This is a genomic window from Paracoccus sp. UBA5162 (genome assembly GCF_002413585.1).
Taxonomy (GTDB): Bacteria; Pseudomonadota; Alphaproteobacteria; order Rhodobacterales; family Rhodobacteraceae; genus Paracoccus.
Window position 1 is genome coordinate 25,003 of record NZ_DHXG01000056.1, and the last position, 18,077, is coordinate 43,079.

15 protein-coding genes are annotated in these 18,077 nt (G+C 65.8%); 13 read left to right on the forward strand and 2 right to left on the reverse strand.

The window, feature by feature from the left end; genetic code table 11:
• From B4A72_RS08275 to B4A72_RS08290, 4 genes are read left to right on the forward strand one after another with little or no spacing between them, the layout of a single operon-like run.
• Nucleotides 1-570, forward strand: a complete 570-nt coding sequence (locus B4A72_RS08275) for a heme NO-binding domain-containing protein (protein ID WP_292955497.1) — start codon at nt 1-3, stop codon at nt 568-570.
• Nucleotides 570-1,673: a GGDEF domain-containing protein gene (locus B4A72_RS08280; protein ID WP_292955494.1), complete on the forward strand. Its 1,104-nt coding sequence runs from the start codon at nt 570-572 to the stop codon at nt 1,671-1,673. The genes B4A72_RS08275 and B4A72_RS08280 overlap by 1 nt, the downstream gene beginning before the upstream one ends.
• Entirely contained in the window at nt 1,645-2,256 is a 612-nt protein-coding gene (locus tag B4A72_RS08285) for a nicotinate-nucleotide adenylyltransferase (RefSeq protein WP_292955491.1), read from the forward strand. Before B4A72_RS08280 ends, B4A72_RS08285 begins: the two co-directional genes overlap by 29 nt.
• Nucleotides 2,253-3,665, forward strand: coding sequence for a D-alanyl-D-alanine carboxypeptidase (locus B4A72_RS08290; protein ID WP_292955488.1), 1,413 nt, complete (start codon nt 2,253-2,255; stop codon nt 3,663-3,665). The genes B4A72_RS08285 and B4A72_RS08290 overlap by 4 nt, the downstream gene beginning before the upstream one ends.
• 21 nt (nt 3,666-3,686) lie before the next feature.
• Here B4A72_RS08290 and B4A72_RS08295 read toward each other — a convergent pair whose 3' ends face one another.
• Nucleotides 3,687-4,109 (reverse strand): tellurite resistance TerB family protein, encoded by a 423-nt coding sequence (locus tag B4A72_RS08295; RefSeq protein WP_292955485.1) that lies wholly within the window; start codon nt 4,107-4,109, stop codon nt 3,687-3,689.
• 89 nt (nt 4,110-4,198) lie between these two features.
• On the opposite strand from B4A72_RS08295, the gene B4A72_RS08300 reads away from it, so the two are divergent.
• From B4A72_RS08300 to B4A72_RS08340, 9 genes are all read left to right on the forward strand, one after another.
• Nucleotides 4,199-5,782: a lysine--tRNA ligase gene (locus B4A72_RS08300; RefSeq protein WP_292978315.1), complete on the forward strand. Its 1,584-nt coding sequence runs from the start codon at nt 4,199-4,201 to the stop codon at nt 5,780-5,782.
• Nucleotides 5,783-5,960: 178 nt separating this feature from the next.
• The gene (locus tag B4A72_RS08305) at nt 5,961-8,255 is read left to right on the forward strand and encodes a glycosyl hydrolase family 28-related protein (RefSeq protein ID WP_292978316.1); all 2,295 of its coding nucleotides are present in this window, start codon (nt 5,961-5,963) and stop codon (nt 8,253-8,255) included.
• A 445-nt stretch (nt 8,256-8,700) separates the two neighbouring features.
• On the forward strand, nt 8,701-10,656 hold the full coding sequence (gene acs / locus B4A72_RS08310) for an acetate--CoA ligase (RefSeq protein WP_292978318.1): 1,956 nt from the start codon (nt 8,701-8,703) through the stop codon (nt 10,654-10,656).
• A 133-nt stretch (nt 10,657-10,789) separates the two neighbouring features.
• Nucleotides 10,790-11,047, forward strand: a complete 258-nt coding sequence (locus tag B4A72_RS08315; RefSeq protein WP_292955471.1) for a DUF4212 domain-containing protein — start codon at nt 10,790-10,792, stop codon at nt 11,045-11,047.
• 13 nt (nt 11,048-11,060) lie between these two features.
• On the forward strand, nt 11,061-12,869 hold the full coding sequence (locus B4A72_RS08320) for a sodium:solute symporter family protein (RefSeq protein ID WP_292955468.1): 1,809 nt from the start codon (nt 11,061-11,063) through the stop codon (nt 12,867-12,869).
• Nucleotides 12,870-12,935: 66 nt separating this feature from the next.
• Nucleotides 12,936-14,747 carry a DUF294 nucleotidyltransferase-like domain-containing protein gene (locus B4A72_RS08325; RefSeq protein ID WP_292955465.1) on the forward strand — a complete coding sequence of 604 codons (1,812 nt, stop codon included), beginning with the start codon at nt 12,936-12,938 and terminating at the stop codon, nt 14,745-14,747.
• Nucleotides 14,744-15,271 (forward strand): hypothetical protein, encoded by a 528-nt coding sequence (locus B4A72_RS08330; protein ID WP_292955462.1) that lies wholly within the window; start codon nt 14,744-14,746, stop codon nt 15,269-15,271. The genes B4A72_RS08325 and B4A72_RS08330 overlap by 4 nt, the downstream gene beginning before the upstream one ends.
• Nucleotides 15,243-15,614 carry a response regulator transcription factor gene (locus B4A72_RS08335; protein WP_292955459.1) on the forward strand — a complete coding sequence of 124 codons (372 nt, stop codon included), beginning with the start codon at nt 15,243-15,245 and terminating at the stop codon, nt 15,612-15,614. Before B4A72_RS08330 ends, B4A72_RS08335 begins: the two co-directional genes overlap by 29 nt.
• Nucleotides 15,608-17,596: a 3'-5' exonuclease gene (locus B4A72_RS08340; RefSeq protein ID WP_292955456.1), complete on the forward strand. Its 1,989-nt coding sequence runs from the start codon at nt 15,608-15,610 to the stop codon at nt 17,594-17,596. The genes B4A72_RS08335 and B4A72_RS08340 overlap by 7 nt, the downstream gene beginning before the upstream one ends.
• Here the strand turns inward: B4A72_RS08340 and B4A72_RS08345 are convergent.
• Nucleotides 17,536-18,018 carry a hypothetical protein gene (locus tag B4A72_RS08345; RefSeq protein WP_292955453.1) on the reverse strand — a complete coding sequence of 161 codons (483 nt, stop codon included), beginning with the start codon at nt 18,016-18,018 and terminating at the stop codon, nt 17,536-17,538. The genes B4A72_RS08340 and B4A72_RS08345 overlap by 61 nt on opposite strands.
• Between the last annotated feature and the right edge of the window lie 59 nt (nt 18,019-18,077).

Consider the following 18,077-nt stretch of genomic DNA (forward strand, 5'->3'; position numbering starts at 1 on the left):
ATGCAGACATTGCTCGATCGCGCCATCGGCGAATTCATGCGTGAGGTCTATGGGATCGAGCGTTGGCAGGACATTCTGGATCAGATGTCGCAGGGGCTGATCGATACCGGACCTGATGGCGCCGGCTATGCCGGCGCGATGCGCGAGGCCGCCCGCAGGCTGGCCAAGCCCGAAGCGGACCTGTTCGAGGATCTGGGCGCATGGCTGGCGCGGCACGAACCGATCCGCCGATTGCTCCGCTTTTCGGGCAGCAACTTCCGCGATTTCGTGATGCGGCTGGACGAATTGCCGGACCGCGCCCATATGGTCGTGCCGGAACTGCGAATGCCGTCGATCCTGATCCGGCAAGACGATTCCAATACGGTGACGATCGAACTGACCGAGGCTCAGGCGGGCTGGCCACCAGTGCTGGGCGGTATCCTGCGCGGGATGGCGGATGATTATGGCGCGCTTGGGCTGATTCTGGTCGAGGGCGATGTCATCACGGTCCGCATCTCGGACGAATCCTTTTCGGAAGATCGCGGCTTTCAACTCGGCGATCCCTATCACGCCGCGACGGCGTCCCGCTGATGCGGATCCCCGAACCGCAGATCAGCTTCTCGACGCCGACGCTTCAGCGGCTCTTGCCGATGCATCTGCTGATGGCACCGGATGGCGAAATCCTGGGGACCGGGCCGACCCTGCGCAAGGTTCTGGGCCGGAAATGCCGGAAGATCGGCGAGGTTCTGACCCAGGCGCGCGCAACGACCGGGCAGTCGCTGATCGACGAAATCGCGACGGCCGCCACGCGGGGCGAACGGCTTTTCCTGCGTCTGACCGAGCCGCCGCACCTGACCCTCAGGGGTCATGCAGTAGCCGCGGCGGGGTCCGAAACCGCGATTTTGATCAATCTGGGCTTCGGTATCGGACTGACCGACGCGGTCAGCCATGCCGGATTGACGGATCAGGATTTCGCGCCGGCGGAACTGGCGATGGAGCTGCTGTTCCTGCACGAGGCCAACCGCGCCGCCCTGAGCGAGTTGTCGAACTTCAATCAGCAATTGCAGGCCGCGCGCGAGGCGGCCGAGTTGCAGGCGCATACCGATCCACTGACCGGACTGACCAACCGCCGGGGCGTGGAACTGGTCCTGTCAGCCGCGCTGAAGACATTCCGCGATGGCAAGGGCGCAGGATTCGCGCTGGCGCAGCTTGATCTTGACCGGTTCAAGGACGTGAACGACCGGTTGGGCCACGCGGCGGGCGACCGGGTCCTGTGCGACGTTGCCGATATCCTGAAGGAAGCGATCCGCAGCAACGATACCGCCGCGCGGGTCGGCGGCGACGAATTCCTGCTGATCCTGCGCGACCTGAACGATGCCGCGACGCTGGACCGGCTTGCCTGCCGGATTATCCGGCGCATCGAAGAACGGATCCCCGAAAAACTGCCGGGCTGCACCGTTTCCGCAAGCGTCGGGATCGTTCTTTCCGAACACTACCGAAACCTGACGGAAGACCGGATCCTGCATGATGCCGACGTGGCGCTGTACCGGTCGAAATACGGCGGTCGCGGCAGGGTGACGATCCTGTCCGAGGTTCTTCCGGTGGAACCTGCCTTGCCGGCAGGAACGGTTGCGCAAGACGATGCCGATCGACTAGATCGAACGGATGATGACGGGATTTCCCATCGCGCATGAAGGGATGCGCATCGGTCTGCTGGGAGGCTCGTTCGATCCGCCCCACGCGGGACATGTCAACATCACCCAGGCCGCCTTTCGCCGATTCCGTCTGGATCGTGTCTGGTGGCTGGTTTCACCGGGGAATCCGCTGAAGACGCGCGGGCCCGCGCCGCTGGGGCAAAGGATGCAGGCGGCGCAGACGCTGGTGCAGGATCCCCGCGTCGTGATCAGTGATCTGGAGGCGCGGATGAACACGCGGATCAGCGCGGACACGATCGCCGCCATGCGTCGTCGCTGGCCGGGCGTACGTTTCATCTGGCTTATGGGCTCGGACAATCTGGTCCAGTTTCACCTCTGGGAGCGCTGGCAAGAAGTCGCGGCGGCGGTGCCGATCGGAGTTCTGGCGCGGCCGGGAACACGAACTGCCGCCCGTCACTCGGTCGCGGCGAAAAAACTGCAACGCTGGCGGCTGCCGCTTGCCGCGGCGGCCGGCCTGGCCGATCGCAGACCGCCCGCCTGGGTGCTGGTCAATCTGCCGATGTCGGCCCATTCCTCGACCGCGCTTCGCCTCGTGCGGCCGGACCTGAGGGATCCGCCGTGACGGGCTGTTCCAGCCGCCGCGGCCTGTTGGCCGGAATCGCCGCCCTCTGCCTTGCCCGGACCGCGCGGGCAGAGACGCCGCAGGCCGCGCGTCCGCCGGCAAGGCCGCTGCCGGATGCGGCGCAGCTGATCCGGGCATCCGGTCTGGCGGGCACGACAGGCTATGCCCTGGTCGATCCGTTGCAGGGTCGGATAATGGCGGAAGGGGGCGCCGCGATGCCGTTTTCGCCCGCCAGCACGATGAAGGCGATCACCGCACTTTACGCGCTGGATCGGCTGGGGCAGACCCACCGTTTCCGGACGCGTGTGCTGCGGGCGGACGATATGCTGATCCTTGCAGGCGGCGGCGATCCGGTCCTGTCGTCGGATGACCTTGATCGGCTGGCCGCCGATCTGGTTGCCGCCGGTGCGGCCACTCCGGCGCGCTTTGCCGTCTGGGGCGGTGCATTGCCGCAAATCGAGGAAATTGCGCCCCCGCAGGCCGATTGGCTGGCCTATAACCCGGCCTTGTCGGGGATGATCCTCAATTTCAACCGGGTGTATCTGAACTGGCGTCGCGCCGATGGACGGATGCAGATGTCGCTGAAGGCGCGGGCAGAGCGGCATTCGCCCCGCGCCTACACGATCACTGTCGCGCCCGGCGATCAGCCCGATCTGTTCTCTTATCGCAGCGAGGACGGGATCGAGGCCTGGACCGTCTCGCGCGCCGCCATCGCCCAGCCGGGCAGCCGCTGGCTGCCGGTGCGCAAGCCAGAGCTTTACGCGGGCGACGTGTTCCAGACGTTGTGCCGCGCGCGCGGCCTGGTGCTGCCCCGGCCCGACACGATCCGGATGCTGCCCGTGGCCGAAGAGGTCGCAGCCTTGGACAGCCCGCCATTGATCACGATCCTGCGCGACATGTTGTATTATTCGACCAACCTGACCGCCGAAGTCGTCGGGTTGCAGGCCAGCGGTGCCCCCGATACCGCCAGTTCGGCCCGTGCCATGCAGGATTGGCTGGCGACGAAGGGGCAGGGCGCGGGGTTCCAGCTTCGCGACCATTCCGGCCTGTCGGACGACAGTCGCGTGACGGCGAGGGGCATGGCCCTGATGCTGGCCGGTCCGGGGCTCGCGGCAGGGCTGCCCGAACTGCTGAAGACGGATCCGCTGGCCGAGGATCTGGGCCTGGACCCGGACAGATCTGCACAGGTCGCGGCCAAGACGGGAACGCTGAATTTCGTCTCGAACCTCGCGGGTTACGTGACCGGCGCAGACGGAAACCGACGCTGTTTCGCGATCCTGTCCGTCGATCCGGCGCGCCACGAGGCGACCAGCGGACAGGAACAGCCGGCCGGGGTCCGTGCCTGGACGCGCGACGCCAAGCGCTTGCAGCGGCAAATGCTGCAGGCCTGGGCCGGTTCAGGTGGCTGACGAAGCGGTCGGAACCGGGGTTCAGATCACGCGGTGGCGAACCTGTGCCGAAAGCTCGATCGCGGCGGCGTGCAGGCGCGCGATGTTGAGCTGGTCGCGGATTTCGGCCAGCAGCGCGATCTCGCCCTCGTAAAGCCTGCCATCGGCGGCGGCCACATCGCAGGCCAGCGCATAGGCGGTTTCATACAGCTTTTCGGGCAGCGCATCGCGGATCAGCCCGAACAGCGCGTCCAGGCCGTCCTCTTCCTCGAACAGCGTCATCACCGTCTGGCTGGCGGCGCGGATGCGATCCTCGTCGTAATCGGCGAAAACCGGGGCGTGATCGACCATGCGCTGGATCGCCACAAGTTCCGAGGTTCGCATCTGCGCATCCGATGCCGAGACGGCCACCATGACCGCAACCAGCGCGTCGCAGGGCGAAAGTGAGGGCAGGTCGGTGGTCATGGTCGGTTCTCCATCGGTTCGCAGGCAAATTATTGACGATTGCGCCCGCGTTCAATAAGGCGTCGAAGCTTGCAACCGGGAGAAAAGCGATGACCACCCTGCGCGATGCCGCGATGCGTTCGAAGGCCTGGCCGTTCGAAGAGGCGCGCCGGGTGCTGAAACGCTACGATAAGGCGGATCCCGAAAAGGGTTTCGTGCTGTTCGAGACGGGCTACGGCCCCTCGGGCCTGCCGCATATCGGCACCTTCGGTGAGGTTGCCCGCACCACGATGATCCGCCGCGCCTTCGAGATGATCAGCGACATCCCGACCAAGCTGATCTGCTTTTCGGACGACATGGACGGCATGCGCAAGGTGCCCGACAACGTTCCGCAGCAGGACATGCTGCGCCAGCACCTGCAATTGCCGCTGACTTCCGTGCCCGATCCCTTCGGCACCCATGCCAGCTTCGGCGATCACAACAACGCCATGCTGCGGCGCTTTCTGGACACGTTCGGCTTCGACTACGAATTCATCAGCGCCACCGAATTCTACAGATCGGGCCGCTTCGATGCGACCCTGCTGGACGCGGCCGCGCGTTACGACGCGATCATGGAGGTGATGCTGGCCAGCCTGCGCGAGGAACGCCAGCAGACCTATTCCTGTTTCCTGCCCATCAGTCCGACCACGGGGCGGGTGCTGTATGTGCCGATCAAGCATGTCGATGCGGCCAACGGCACGATCACCTTCGATGAGGACGGCGAGGAATTGACGCTGCCGGTCACGGGCGGGCGGGTAAAGCTGCAATGGAAGCCGGATTTCGGCGCACGCTGGGCCGCACTGGATGTCGATTTCGAGATGTATGGCAAGGATCACAGCACCAACACGCCGATCTATGATGGCATCTGCGAGATTCTGGGCGGCAGAAAGCCCGAGCATTTCACCTATGAACTGTTTCTGGATCAGCATGGCCAGAAGATCAGCAAATCCAAGGGCAACGGGCTGTCGATCGACGAATGGCTGACCTATGCGGCGACCGAAAGCCTTTCCTATTTCATGTATCAGAAGCCGAAAACGGCCAAGCGGATGCATTTCGACGTGATCCCCAAGGCTGTTGACGAATATCACCAGCAGTTGCGCGCCTATCCCGAGCAGGCGCCGGAGCAGCAGCTGGCGAACCCGGTCTGGCATATCCATGGCGGCGAGGTGCCGGCCTCGGACATGGTGGTGCCGTTCCAGATGCTGCTGAACCTGGCCTCGGTCGCGGGGGCCACCGACAAGGAGGGGCTTTGGGGCTTCATCCGTCGCTATGCGCCCGAGGCCAGCCCCCAGACGCATCCCGGTCTGGATCGGGCCGCGGGCTTTGCCGTGCGATACTTCACCGATTTCGTCGCCCCGACGCGGCGGTTCCGCGCCCCGACCGAGGTCGAGCGCCGGGCGATGGAGGATCTGGCCTCGCGGCTGGCCGCATGGGATCAGCCCGCCGATCCCGAGGCGTTGCAAAGCATGGTCTTCGCGATTGGCAAGGATCACGGGTTCGAACCGCTGCGCGACTGGTTCAGCGCACTCTACCAGGTTCTTCTGGGGGCCGATCAGGGACCGCGTTTCGGGGGGTTCATCGCGCTCTACGGCATCGACGAGACGCGCCTGCTGATCGAACGGGCGCTGGCCGGGGAACTGGCCGCAAGTCACTGACGCGCAGGGCTGGAACAGTTCGGACGAAGGCCGCTCTGCTGTCCTGGTCACCATCGCGCGTTGCGTCCCGACCCGGTGCAGCGCGCGCGCGTGCAAGGTTTCGTTAACCGGTCATAAACTATTCCTTCACTCCTTCGTCGGGGCCACGGCCCCTTCCGCAGCGGATGGGGAGACAGGAATGAACATCGCAATCACCAACGGCCTCATGCTGATGCCGCCGGCCTTCCGCGCGGGGCTGAACGCCTGGTCGCGGACCGACGGCACCTCGTCCAGTCCGACCTGGGCCAGCGCCGACAACGCCGGAATCGTCCCGGCCGATCAGGATTTCGGCGCCTGTCTGGAGATCTACAAGCAGCAGACGACGACCCAGATCCGTTTCATGGGCGAGACGCCGATGATCCCCGGCGTCTACCTGCGCATCTCGGCCCGCGTGAAGGCAGTGGCCGGCGCGCTGTGCGGCGTGCGCATCGCGGGCTGGGCAGGTGATGGCGCGCGCAATCATGTGACCGGCCTGGTCGAGGTCGGCCCGACCGTGCCGCTGACAACCTATGGCGAGGTGGTCGAGGTCAGCGCCATCGTCGGCGTCGGCGCGCGCGCGGGTGTCGACATGGGCTGGGGCACGGTGCCGGTCTTCGGCCATTTCGGCCTGGATCTGGTTGGCGCCAATGGTGGTGCGATCCGCATCGAATCGATCCGCATCGACGACATCACAGCGGCCTTCATCCCGTCGCTGATCGACTGGGTGGACGTGCGGGATTTCGGCGCCAGGGGCGACAATGCCACCAATGACCGGGCCGCCTTCATCGCCGCCGACCAGGCCGCCAATGGCGGTTGGGTGCTGGTTCCCGAAGGCACGTTCTATATCAGCGGCGACCTTGGGATAAACAGCCCGATCCGCTTCAAGGGCAGGATCCGCACACCCGATTCCACCCGTGTCTCGTTCCTGCAAAGCTTTGATTTCCCGACCTATGCCGACGCCTTCGGGAACGAGACGCTGGGCATGAAAAAGGCATTGCAGGCGCTGTTCGGCTATACCGATCATGTCACGCTGGATCTGTGCGGGCGTCGGGTCGATCTGGATGAACCGCTGGTCATTCAGGATCTGGCCCCCGATCTGAACGGGTTTTCCAATCGCCGGGTCATCGCCAATGGCAGCATCCAGGCCAAGCCCGGCACCGCCTGGGACACCGGCCGCTGGACCAGCCGCGCCAGCTACGACCCCGCGACGCCCGACCGGCTGACAAATGTCGCCAATGTCGCGGCGATCGAGATCGGCAGCCGCGTGTCCGGCAACGGCGTCGGCCGCGAGGTCTATGTCAACGGCAAGAACGTGGCCGAGGGCTGGCTTTCGCTGTCGCAACCGCTCTACGGCGGGGCGGCGACGCGCAGCTACACCTTCGAGCGCTACCGCTACCTGTTCGACTTTTCGGGGATCAAGCAGCTGAGCCGGCTGAATTTCGTCAATCTCGACCTCAGCTGCGAATCCATCGCGAGCGGCATCATGCTGGCCCCCGAAGGCGAGATGATCTCCGTGCGCGACTGCTATGTCACCAAGCCCAGGGATCGCGGCATCACCTCGATCGGGCGGGGCTGCCAGGACATGCTGATCGACCGTTGCCAATTCCTGTCCAGCGAGATCGATCTGCCCGCGCAGCAGCGCAGCTCGATCGCGATCAATGTCAATGCCAACGACACCAAGATCCGCGACAACCGCTTCGTGCGTTTCGCGCATTTCATGGTCGCCAATGGCGGCGGGCATATCATCAGCGGCAATCACTGGTTCCAGGGCGACGGCTCGGGCGAGGGGCTGCGCTATGCCGGGCTGGTGCTGACGCTGACCAACGTGCAGACCACGATCACCGGAAACTACATCGACAACGCCTCCATCGAATGGACCAACGAACACAGCGCGCGGCCCGATTTCAGCGGCAGCCAGTTCAGCTTCGGTGGCCTGACCATCACCGGCAATACCTGCCTGTGTTCCAATACCGCGGCCTGGTTCACCTGGCTGACGGTCAAGCCCTATGGCAGCGGCCATTTCATCCACGGCCTGACCGTATCGGGCAACGTGTTCAAGGCGCTTTACGGCAATGTGGACCGGATCGACAGGGTCGATACCTCGATCGCGGATCTGGATTACAACAACATGCGGAACGTCCAGTTCGAGGGCAATACCTTCAACGGCGTAAACAACTATGTCTCGAACCCGCTGCTGGTCCAGCACGAGCAGAACAGCACCTCGCGGACATGGAATCTGCCGGTGATCGAGGGGCTGCCGTTCCAGGCCTGGGCAAAATCCGTGCAGTCGGTGGTCGCCGAAGGGCCGATCACGGACGGCTCGAACAACCGCATCGACGCGGCGCCGTGGGTGCAGGCCGAGATCGGCAGCACGAGGCGACAGATCCGGCTGAACTGGGCCACTCCGGTCAAGGGCAAGATTTCGGTCTATGCGCGCATGGACCGGCCGCAGTAAAATCCCATCCGACCGTCCTCGGATACGCCGCCGCGAGCCATCGCGGCGGCTTTTTCATACGCCGGGATCCGCGGGCGTCAGCCCTAGGCCGCGCCGAAACCGACATTCGGCAGGGCGCGCTCGCGCATCATCTGCCAGAAGGAGAAATCCGGCAAGTCGACGAAGGCCGCGGCGTGCCGATGGGCATTCAACCAGTGATCGCGCAGGGCCGCATCGGATCGCGGGTCATGGCAGAGTCCCGAAGCCCACTCCGGCGAATGTGAACAATTTACATTTTACATCTGAAATCCGTCAATAACTTTACAAATTTCTCGTTATATAAAAAATGCTTAACTTGAAGTGCCGTATATGATTAACATCTGCCACGGGGGTGCTTTCAGCGCCGCCGGCCGGTGGGGACCGGCAACCGGACAAGGGACGGAAATGGCTGTAAGGAGGGCATGTCGTGAGCACCGAAACCATTGAAAAGCATCGAATTCCGCCCGGGTTCGAAAACGCGCACGTCAAGCCCGCCGATTACGACCGTCTCTATGCCGAATCGATTCGTGATCCGGAAGCCTTCTGGGCCCGCGAGGGCAAGAGGCTGGACTGGATCGAGCCCTATACCAAGGTCAAGAACACCGATTTCACCTTCGGCAAGGTCAACATCAAGTGGTACGAGGACGGCGTTCTGAATGTCAGCGTGAATTGCGTCGACCGGCATCTGGACAAGCGCGGCGAGCAGACCGCGATCATCTTCGAGCCCGACGATCCGAAGGACGACGCCCGGCACATCACCTACAGGCAATTGTCCGAAAACGTGAACCGGATGGCGAACGTGCTGCTGAGCCAGGGCGTCATGCGGGGCGACCGGGTCGTGATCTATCTGCCGATGATCCCCGAGGCCGCCTATGCGATGCTGGCCTGCGCGCGGATCGGGGCCATCCATTCCATCGTTTTCGCCGGTTTCTCGCCCGATGCGCTGGCCAACCGCATCAATGACAGCGGCGCCAAGGTGGTCATCACCGCCGATACCGCGCCGCGCGGCGGGCGCAAGACCAACCTCAAGGCCAATGCCGACGCGGCCCTGCTGCATTGTTCGGACAAGGTTCGCTGCCTCGTCGTCAAGCATACCGGCGATCAGACCACCTGGGTCGAGGATCGCGACGTGGACGTGAAGGCGATGATGCAGGAGGCCAGCCCCGATTGCCCGCCGCGCCCGATGAATGCCGAGGATCCGCTGTTCATCCTCTACACGTCAGGCTCGACCGGCAAGCCGAAGGGCGTGGTGCACACGACCGGCGGCTATCTGGTCTTTGCCGCCATGACCCATGAATATACCTTCGACTACCATGACGGCGACATCTTCTGGTGCACCGCCGATGTCGGCTGGGTTACCGGGCACAGCTATATCGTCTATGGCCCGCTGGCCAACGGTGCCACGACGGTGATGTTCGAGGGCGTGCCGACCTGGCCCGATGCGGGACGGTTCTGGGAAGTCTGCGCCAAGCACAAGGTGAACCAGTTCTACACCGCGCCGACCGCGATCCGGGCGCTGATGGGGAAGGGGCCGGAATTCGTCGAAAAGCACGACCTGTCCAGCCTGCGCCTTTTGGGCACGGTGGGCGAGCCGATCAACCCCGAAGCATGGAACTGGTATGACGAGCATGTCGGCAAGGGGCGGTGCCCCATTGTCGATACCTGGTGGCAGACCGAAACCGGCGGCCACCTGATCACGCCGCTGCCGGGCGCGACCGAGACCAAGCCCGGCTCGGCCACGGTTCCGTTCTTCGGCATCAGGCCGGCCATTCTCGATGCCGAATCGGCCAGGGTGCAAGAGGGCAATCCGGCCGAGGGCGTGCTGTGCATCGCCGATAGCTGGCCGGGCCAGATGCGGACCGTCTGGGGCGATCACAAGCGTTTCGAGGAAACCTATTTCCAGCAATATCCGGGCTATTACTTTACCGGCGACGGCTGCCGCCGGGACGAGGACGGCTATTACTGGATCACCGGCCGGGTCGATGACGTGATCAATGTCAGCGGCCATCGCATGGGCACGGCCGAGGTCGAATCGGCATTGGTCGCACATGAGAAAGTCGCCGAGGCAGCGGTCGTGGGCTATCCGCACCCGGTCAAGGGACAGGGGATCTATGCCTATGTCACCCTGATGAGCGGGGTCGAGCCGACCGAGGAATTGCGCGCCGAGCTGGAAAAGTGGGTCCGCAGCGAGATCGGCCCGATCGCCAAGCCGGACCTGATCCAGTGGGCGCCCGGGATGCCCAAGACGCGATCGGGCAAGATCATGCGCCGCATCCTGCGCAAGATCGCCGAGAATGACTATGGCAGCCTGGGCGACACCTCGACCCTGGCCGAACCCGAGGTGGTGGAAGACCTGATCGAGAACCGGATGAACCGCGGCTGAGCGGCGCCGGGAGAATACGGGGCCGCCCGCCGGCCCCGAATCGCGTCACGCGCAGCCCTGACGGGGCGCGACCGGGATGCAGGACGGCAAGGCGGGACGAGGGACATGTCTGAACAGGGAGGACCGCAAGGACATGAGTGACAGAACATCATCGAACGCCTACTGGCAGGCGAATCTGCGGATCATCTGGATCTGCCTCGCCATCTGGGCACTGGTATCCTACGGCTTCGCGATCATCCTGCGACCGCTGCTTTCGGGCATCAGGATCGGCGGCACGGATCTGGGCTTCTGGTTCGCGCAGCAAGGCGCGATCCTGGTGTTCATCGTGCTGATCTTCTTTTACGCGGCGCGGATGAACAAGCTCGACCGCGACCACGGCGTGGACGAGTGAGCGGGGATCCAACATGAGCCAGTTTACCCTCAACCTGATCTTCATCGGCCTCAGCTTCGCGGTGTATATCGGCATCGCGATCTATGCGCGGGCCGGATCGACGGCCGAATTCTACGCCGCCAATCGCGGCGTCCACCCGGTCATGAACGGCATGGCCACGGCGGCCGACTGGATGTCGGCGGCCAGCTTCATCTCGATGGCGGGGCTGATCGCCTTTACCGGATACGACAACTCGACCTATCTGATGGGCTGGACCGGTGGCTATGTGCTGCTGGCGATGCTGCTGGCGCCGTATCTGCGCAAGTTCGGCAAGTTCACCGTACCGGAATTCATCGGCGACCGCTTCTATTCGGGCACCGCGCGGATCATCGGCGTGATCTGCCTGCTGATCATCTCGATCACCTATGTGATCGGCCAGATGACCGGGGTGGGCGTCACCTTCTCGCGCTATCTGGAGGTGTCGAATTCGACCGGGTTGTGGATCGGCGCCGCGATCGTGTTCGTCTATGCCGTTCTTGGCGGCATGAAGGGCATCACCTATACGCAGGTCGCGCAGTATATCGTGCTGATCATCGCCTACACGATCCCGGCGGTCTTCATCGCGTTGCAACTGACCGGCAATGTGCTGCCGCAGACCGGTCTGTTCGGCTCTCTGAACAATGGCAGCGGCAAGTTCCTGGCGACGCTGGACAAGGTGGTCACGGATCTGGGCTTTAATTCCTATACCGGGCATCACAAGTCCACGCTGGACATGGTGCTGTTCACGCTGGCGCTGATGATCGGCACGGCGGGACTGCCGCATGTGATCATCCGTTTCTTCACCGTGCCCAAGGTTTCGGATGCACGGTTGTCGGCGGGCTGGGCGCTGGTCTTCATCGCGCTTCTCTATACCGTCGCGCCGGCCGTCGGCTCGATGTCGCGGTTCAACCTGACCACGACGATGTGGCCGGGCGCCGCGACCGGCGAGACATTCAGTCAGCCGGCCGTGTCGCTGGACCAGATCCAGAATGATCCCGACAAGGCCTGGATGCGCAACTGGCAGGTCACCGGCCTGCTGAACTGGGAAGACAAGAACGGCGACGGGCTGATCCAGTATTACAACGACACCGCCACGACCGGCCCGGCGGCCGAGATGGCTGCCTCGCAGAACCTTCAGGGCAATGAACTGACCACGGTGAACAACGACATCATGGTTCTGGCCAATCCCGAGATCGCGAACCTGCCGGGCTGGGTCATCGCCATTGTCGCCGCCGGCGGTCTGGCCGCGGCCCTGTCCACGGCGGCGGGGCTGTTGCTGGCAATTTCGGGCGCGGTCAGCCACGACCTGATCAAGGGTGCGATCAACCCGGCCATCAGCGAGAAGGGCGAGCTTCTCGCGGCCCGCATCTCGATGGGGGTCTCGATCCTGGTGGCGACGCTGCTGGGTCTGAACCCGCCGGGCTTCGCGGCGCAGACCGTGGCCCTGGCTTTCGGTCTGGCGGCAAGCTCGATCTTCCCGGTGCTGATGATGGGCATCTTCTCCAAGCGCGTGAACAAGCAGGGCGCGATCTGGGGGATGCTGGCAGGGATCCTGTCCACGCTGCTCTACATCTTCACCTACAAGGGCTGGTTCTTCATCTCGGGCACCAACATGCTGGAGGATACGGCCGCGAACTGGCTGTTCGGCATCTCGCCCGCCTCCTTCGGCACGATCGGGGCGCTGATCAATTTCGGCGTCGCCTATCTGGTGTCGAACGCGACCGAGGAACCGCCGATCGAGGTGCAGGAACTGGTCGAATCGATCCGCGTGCCGCGCGGCGCGGGCGACGCCGTCGCGCATTGAACCGAATCCGGCCGCGCCCCCTCATCAGGGGGGGGCGCGGCCAGCCATGTCACGGGAAGGCCAGGGATGTCCGACAGCGTCGATTTCATCGCCACCGTGCACCCCTATGACAGATTGAAATCAGAGGATCTGGCGCGCGTCGCCGGAACCTTCACGCACCGGCATTATCCGGCCGGAACCGGGATCTATCAGGTCGGCGACAGGCTGCCCGGCCTCTATCTGATCCGGACCGGCCGCGTCCGCGTCACCGACCGCAACGGCGATTCGGTGTCGGAACTTGGGCCGCGCAATTCGTTTGGCGAACGCGGTCTGCTGCGCGACGGCGTGGCCGTGACCTCGGCCACGGCCATCGAGGATTGCGAGATCCTGATGCTGCCCGCCGCCGATCTGAGGGCGCTGATCCGCGACCATCGCGCGGTGGCGCGGTTCTTCGAACGGGGCCGTGGCCCCGAGGGGCGCGGCGCCCGGATCGCGACGCTGAAGGTTGGCGATCTGCTGGGTCGCCGCGCGCCCGTCGCCTGCGGTCCCGACACCCCGATCATCGAGGCCGCCCGCCGGATGCGCGAGGCCGGCGTCGGCAGCATCGGCATCACCGAAGACGAAAGGCTGGTGGGCCTTCTCACCATCCGCGACATGTCGAACCGCGTCGTGGCCGAAGGGCGCGACGCCGGCGGTCCGGTGCGGGGCGTGATGACCCCCGATCCGATCACCCTGCCGCCCTCGGCGCTTGGCTATGATGTGCTCAACATCATGCTGGAACGCCGCATCGGCCATCTGCCGGTCGTCGAGGACGGCCGCTTCGTCGGCATGATCAGCCAGACCGACCTGACCCGCGTGCAGGCGATCAGCGCCTCCGGCCTGATCCGCGACGTGGCGCAGGCCGGCAGCGTGGCCGAGATGGCCCGCATGACCGCGCGCATCCCCGATCTGCTGCTGAACCTCAGCCGCGCGCATCAGCGTCACGAAGTCATCACCCGCATGATCACCGATGTGGCCGATGCCGTGACGCGGCGGCTTCTGGACATGGCCCGGGCGCAGCTCGGGGCGCCGCCGGCGCCATTCCTGTGGGCGGCCTGCGGATCTCAGGGGCGCCAGGAACAGACCGGCGTCAGCGATCAGGACAATTGCCTGATCCTGGACGATGCCGCCGATCCGGACGATCCCTATTTCGGCGAACTCGCACGCTTGGTCAGCGACGGGCTGAATGCCTGCGGCTATGTCTATTGCCCCGGCAACATGATGGCTACCAATCCGCGCTGGCGTCAGCCCCGCACCGTGTGGCGGGCCTATTTCCGCGACTGGATCGCCCGTCCCAGCCCCGAGGCGCAGATGCTGGCCAGCGTCATGTTCGACCTGCGCGCCATCGGCGGCGAGGCGGGCCTGCTGGCCGATCTGCAACAGGATACGTTGCAGGCGGCCTCGAAGAATTCGATCTTCGTGGCGCACATGACCGCGAATGCGCTGAAGCACCGCCCGCCGCTGGGCCTGATCGGCGGTTTCGCCACGATCCGCACGGGCGAGCATCGCCACCATATCGACATGAAGCACAACGGCGTCGTGCCGGTCACCGACATGGCCCGCATCCATGCGTTGCAGGGCCGGCTGACGCCGGTCAGCACGCGGGCACGCCTTCAGGATGCCGAGGCCAAGGGCGTCCTGTCGGGCAGCGGCGCGCGCGATCTGATCGCGGCCTATGACCTGATCCAGACCATGCGGCTGGACAACCAGGCCGATCTGATCCGCGCGGGCCGAAGGCCCGACAATTACCTGTCGCCCGGCGATCTGGCGGATTTTCAGCGCAGCCATCTGCGTGACGCCTTTGTCGTGGTCAGGGGAATGCAATCTGCCCTGGGGCAGGGAAAGGGAATGCTGGCATGACGGGCGTGGGCGTCGAGGTTCTGGGCGTGATCGCGGTCGGCGTCGGCACCGCCGCGTTCCTGTTTGCCATGCTGCACGCGCTGCGCAAGGCGGGGCTGGCACTGCCGCGCTGGCTGCTGCCGGCGGGGATCGGGCTGGCGATGATTGGCTATTCGGTCTGGAACGACTACGCTTGGTATGACCGCGCGGTGGCGCGTCTGCCCGATGGCGCGCGGGTGCTGATGGTGGGCACCGGCAGCGTGGCCTGGGCGCCCTGGACCTATCTCGCGCCGCTGACGCTGCGTTTCGCGGCGCTCGATCCGGCGACGATCACCGACCGGGACGGGATCCGGCGCGCCGAAATCCTGCTGGTCGAGCGACGCGGCCAGACCCTTGTCGTGCCCCAGGATTTCGACTGCGCGGCCGGGCGGATCAAACCCGCGCGCGGCGATTGGGTCAGCGCGGCGCCCGACGATCCGGTCTGGGCCGTCGTCTGTCAGCAAGGAGGAGGGAAGGATGGCCCGGATCCTGGTGATCGAGGATGAGGACAACATCGCCACCGCGCTGGATTTCCTGCTGACGCGCGAGGGGCACAGCCACGTCCGCATGGCCTCGGGGCAGGGTGCGGTGCAGCGCATCCGCGAGACCCGTCCCGATCTGGTCCTGCTGGACGTGATGTTGCCCGATGTCTCAGGCTACCAGATCGTGCAGGATCTGCGTGCCGACCCGGCCCTGTCGGGGATCCGCGTGCTGATGATGACGGCCCGCGGCTCTGTCGTCGAGCGGCGCAAGGGGATGGCGCTTGGCGCCGACGGATTTATCGCCAAACCTTTCGAACTGGACGAATTGCGCGCCGAGATGACCCGCATTCTGGCGGAACCGTGCTGACCCGCCTGTCCCTGCGCCTGCGGATCTTCCTGATCTTCGCCGGCCTGGCGGCGGGGATCGTGGCGGCGATCGGTCTGGGCCTTGCGGTGGCCGGCCGCAGCCTTGCCGAGCTTGACGCGCTGATCGAATTCGGGCTGGACCTTCTGATCCAGGCCGGGATGGTCGCGGGCCTTGCCGCCGTGGCGCTGGTCACCGCCATCTGGTATCTGTTCGACCGCCACATCGCCCGCCCGATCGAGGTTCTGGCGGGCGGGCTGCGCACCGGGCAGGCGCCCGAGCCGGACGAGGCGCGCTATCTGGCCGATCTGGGCCCGGCCGTGCGCGACGCGGCGGCGGCGCGGGCGCGGACGGATCAGGCACTGACCGCCGCCCTTCACGATCACGCCGCCCATCTGACGCGGGAAAAGGCGGCGCTGGAATCCATCCTCGCCGATTTCGGCGCCGGCGCGCTGATGACCGATCCGCACGGGCGGGTGGTGTTCTACAATGCTTCGGCCGCGCGGCTGCTGCCGGGGCTTGCGCTGGACCGCCCGCTGCATCGCCATATCGCGCCCGGCGCGCTGGAGGCCGCCGCCGCGCGGTTGCAGGCGGGCGCCGAGGCGACCGACCTGGTCTGCCTGACCGCGCAAGGGACACGATTGTCCGGCCGGATGCGGCGGCTGGATGAAGGCACGCTGCTGATTTTGCATGAGACGGCCCCGCCCCGGCCCGCGCCCCGCGACGCGCTGGAGGCGCTGCGCCGACACGCCGCGACACTGGTGCCGATGCTGAACGCGCTGGACGGACCGATCCCGCCTGCGCTGGCGGCCGCGATCCGGGCCGAGGGGCAGGGCCTGGCCCGCGCCACCCGCCGCCTGTCCGAGGTCATGACCGACGCGCCGCCCACCGCCCGCGCCGGGCTGAACGAACTGGCCGCGGGACTGGATCGCGCGACCGATCTGCCGCCGCTGTCGCTGCTGGCCGAGGCGGATGCGATCGGCGCGCTGCTGCGTCTTTTGCAGGATCGGCTGCGGGCGATGGGCCAGGCGCCCGCGCTGCGTGTCGCGGCGGATGATCCGGGCGAGGCGCATCTGCTGCTGGAATGGGACGGCCCGCCACTGCCGATGGACCGGCTGGAGGACTGGCTGCGACAGGCGCCGGATCCGGCGCAGCCCGACCGCAGCGGGGCCGACATCCTGGCCGCGCATGGCACCGGCATCTGGCCCGAAGCCGACGATTCGCGTGCCCGGCTGGTCCTGCCCCTGCGACGGGCCCCGGACCGCATTGGCGGTGCCGGGCTGACCTATGATTTCGCGCTGCCCTCGCGCGCGGCGGCCTCGTCGCGGCTGGCGGATCTGACCTGCGTGGTCTTCGATACCGAGACGACCGGACTGGATCCGGCCCGGGACCGGATCGTGCAGATCGCGGGGATCCGTATCGCGGGCGGCCGCCTGACCGGCGAGCGGTTCGAGACGCTGGTCGATCCGGGACGCCGAATCCCCGCGCGCGCCAGCGCCATTCATGGCATCACCGACCAGATGGTCGCCGGCGCGCCCGACATGAGGACCGCGCTGATGGCGTTTCACCATTTCGCCGAGGATGCCGTGCTGGTCTGCCACAACGCGCCCTTCGACATGGGCCTGCTGCGCGCCGCCACACCCGAATCGGGGGCGCAGTTCGACAACCGGGTGCTGGACACCGTTTTGCTGTCAGCGATGGTCTGGGGTGGCACGGTCGCGCACACGCTGGACGCGCTGGCCGAAAGGCTGGGGATCGCGATTCCGCCCGATCAGCGCCACAGCGCCATGGGCGATGCGATCGCCACCGCGCAGGCATTTCTGCGGCTGATTCCCGCGCTGGAAGCCAAGGGCATCGCGCGCTTTGAGGATACGCTGGCCGAGGCCCGCCGGCATCGCCGCCTGATCGGCAATGCCAATCCCGATCACAATTCGATCTCGGGGGCGTCCGGGTCGCGCGGCACCGAAGGCCCGTCCGGAGACTGATCGGGGGATTGATCGGCGCCCGGCGCATCCGGATCCGGGAAATCGCGAAGATTCTCGCCGATGGGCGGCGGCGGCGGGGCGCCCGGTTTGCGGCGGATCACGATATCGCCGTTCTCCAGCCGCCGGGGCGTCTCGTAATTGCCGAGATCATCGACCAGCACGGCCAGATCCTTCAGCACCGGCGCCATCCGCGACAGCGCGCCCGACATGTCCTCGCCCAGCCGGTTCAGATCGGGGCCGACATCGTTCCACAGATCCTGAAACAACATTCCCAATCCGCGCCCGATCAGATCGGTCGGATCCTCGGCATCCTGCGACCGACGCGGCGCATCGGCCGGCGGCGGCTGGTAGGGCGCCTGCGCCGGGGCGGGCAGGGGCAGCAGCAGCAACAGGGTGGCCAGGGCGAAGGGGCGCGTCTCCATGCCGCAATGATGGGCGCGACACCGCCACGACGCAAGACGGAATGGATACGGAACGGATC

Bases quoted from the DNA above. Each gene is read 5' to 3' on its own strand.
- B4A72_RS08345 (WP_292955453.1), bottom strand. From the start codon at position 18,018: ATGGAGACGCGCCCCTTCGCCCTGGCCACCCTGTTGCTGCTGCTGCCC.
- B4A72_RS08330 (WP_292955462.1), top strand. From the start codon at position 14,744: ATGACGGGCGTGGGCGTCGAGGTTCTGGGCGTGATCGCGGTCGGCGTC.
- B4A72_RS08275 (WP_292955497.1), top strand. From the start codon at position 1: ATGCAGACATTGCTCGATCGCGCCATCGGCGAATTCATGCGTGAGGTC.
- B4A72_RS08280 (WP_292955494.1), top strand. From the start codon at position 570: ATGCGGATCCCCGAACCGCAGATCAGCTTCTCGACGCCGACGCTTCAG.
- B4A72_RS08320 (WP_292955468.1), top strand. From the start codon at position 11,061: ATGAGCCAGTTTACCCTCAACCTGATCTTCATCGGCCTCAGCTTCGCG.
- B4A72_RS08335 (WP_292955459.1), top strand. From the start codon at position 15,243: ATGGCCCGGATCCTGGTGATCGAGGATGAGGACAACATCGCCACCGCG.
- B4A72_RS08285 (WP_292955491.1), top strand. From the start codon at position 1,645: ATGATGACGGGATTTCCCATCGCGCATGAAGGGATGCGCATCGGTCTG.
- B4A72_RS08325 (WP_292955465.1), top strand. From the start codon at position 12,936: ATGTCCGACAGCGTCGATTTCATCGCCACCGTGCACCCCTATGACAGA.
- B4A72_RS08300 (WP_292978315.1), top strand. From the start codon at position 4,199: ATGACCACCCTGCGCGATGCCGCGATGCGTTCGAAGGCCTGGCCGTTC.
- B4A72_RS08315 (WP_292955471.1), top strand. From the start codon at position 10,790: ATGAGTGACAGAACATCATCGAACGCCTACTGGCAGGCGAATCTGCGG.
- B4A72_RS08295 (WP_292955485.1), bottom strand. From the start codon at position 4,109: ATGACCACCGACCTGCCCTCACTTTCGCCCTGCGACGCGCTGGTTGCG.
- B4A72_RS08305 (WP_292978316.1), top strand. From the start codon at position 5,961: ATGAACATCGCAATCACCAACGGCCTCATGCTGATGCCGCCGGCCTTC.